Raw genomic sequence first — 1,305 nt, 5'->3', positions numbered from 1 at the left:
GCAGGTGCGTATTCTCACCGACAGCGCCCATACCAAGGCGCGCATCCAGCACATCGACGAACAGCGCGTGCGCGCCGATCTGGCACTGGGCCGTGTGGTGGTGGTCGCCGGTTTTCAGGGCGTGGACGCCGCCGGCAATATCACGACGCTGGGCCGCGGCGGTTCGGATACCACGGCAGTCGCGCTGGCTGCGGCGCTCAAGGCCGAGGAATGCCAGATCTACACCGATGTGGACGGCGTCTATACCACCGACCCGCGCGTGGTGGACGGCGCCCGCAGGCTGGATCGAATCACTTTCGAGGAAATGCTGGAAATGGCCAGCATGGGTTCCAAGGTGCTGCAGATTCGTGCCGTGGAGTTTGCCGGCAAGTACAATGTGCCCCTGCGTGTGCTGCACAGCTTCAAGGACGGCCCGGGCACCCTGATTACCTTTGAGGAGGATCCGAGCGTGGAGACGCCCACCATCGCCGGTATTGCATTCAGCCGTGATGAAGCCAAATTGACGGTGCTCGGTGTGCCCGACCAGCCGGGCGTGGCCTATCGCATTCTGGGCCCCATTGGGGCGGCCAACATCGAAGTCGATGTGATCGTACAGAACGTGGCCGAGGATAATTCCACGGATTTTACCTTTACTGTGGCGCGCAATGATCTGGCGCGCGCGCAGGAAATCGTGGAGGCTGCCGCAAGAGAACTGGGCGCCCGCGAGGTGAGCGCAGACTTTCGCATCGCAAAGGTTTCAGTGGTCGGCGTCGGCATGCGCTCTCACGCCGGTGTGGCCAGTCAGATGTTCGCCGCGCTGGCCGATGTGGGTATCAACATCCAGATGATCACCACCTCCGAGATCAAGATCTCGGTCATTATCGAAGAGAAGTACCTCGAGCTCGCCGTGCGTGCCCTGCATTCGTCCTTCGCCCTTGAAGGGGAACCTCAGGACGAGGCTGCTGCCTAAGCGCTTGCGCGACCGATCACCCGGCGGGAGCCTACGGCTGGTGCTGTGAGTTCGCGCGGGCTTGTTGCAGGATGCAAAAGCCGTTAGAACGTAACATGATTATACCGGTCCGGGCCGTCCGGACCTGATCTCAGGTTGTGCATAAAGGGCTGGTACCCGGGGTGCTGGCCCCTCACTCATTTCCGGGTGCTTTGGTGCCGGGGAGCAGGGAAGAATGCTGATACTTACCCGCAAGGTTAATGAGTCGCTGGTCATTGGCGAGGATGTGGTGATCACCGTGCTCGGTGTCAAGGGCAACCAGGTGCGCATCGGTGTGAAGGCGCCGCGTGATGTCGCCGTCCACAGGGAGGAGATTC

2 protein-coding genes are annotated in these 1,305 nt (G+C 61.5%); both read left to right on the top strand.

Going from position 1 to position 1,305, the window contains the following annotated elements:
* The coding region (locus tag VBE63_RS29540) for an aspartate kinase (RefSeq protein WP_323686539.1) at window positions 1–949 on the top strand (949 nt) is incomplete at its 5' end.
* 214 nt (window positions 950–1,163) lie between these two features.
* Window positions 1,164–1,305, top strand: a 142-nt coding sequence (gene csrA / locus VBE63_RS29535; protein ID WP_323686540.1) for a carbon storage regulator CsrA, incomplete at its 3' end; no start/stop codon positions are given.

Source organism: Lamprobacter sp., from assembly GCF_034860625.1.
Classification (GTDB): Bacteria; Pseudomonadota; Gammaproteobacteria; order Chromatiales; family Chromatiaceae; genus Lamprobacter.
This window is presented reverse-complemented; position numbering and strand designations above follow the sequence as displayed.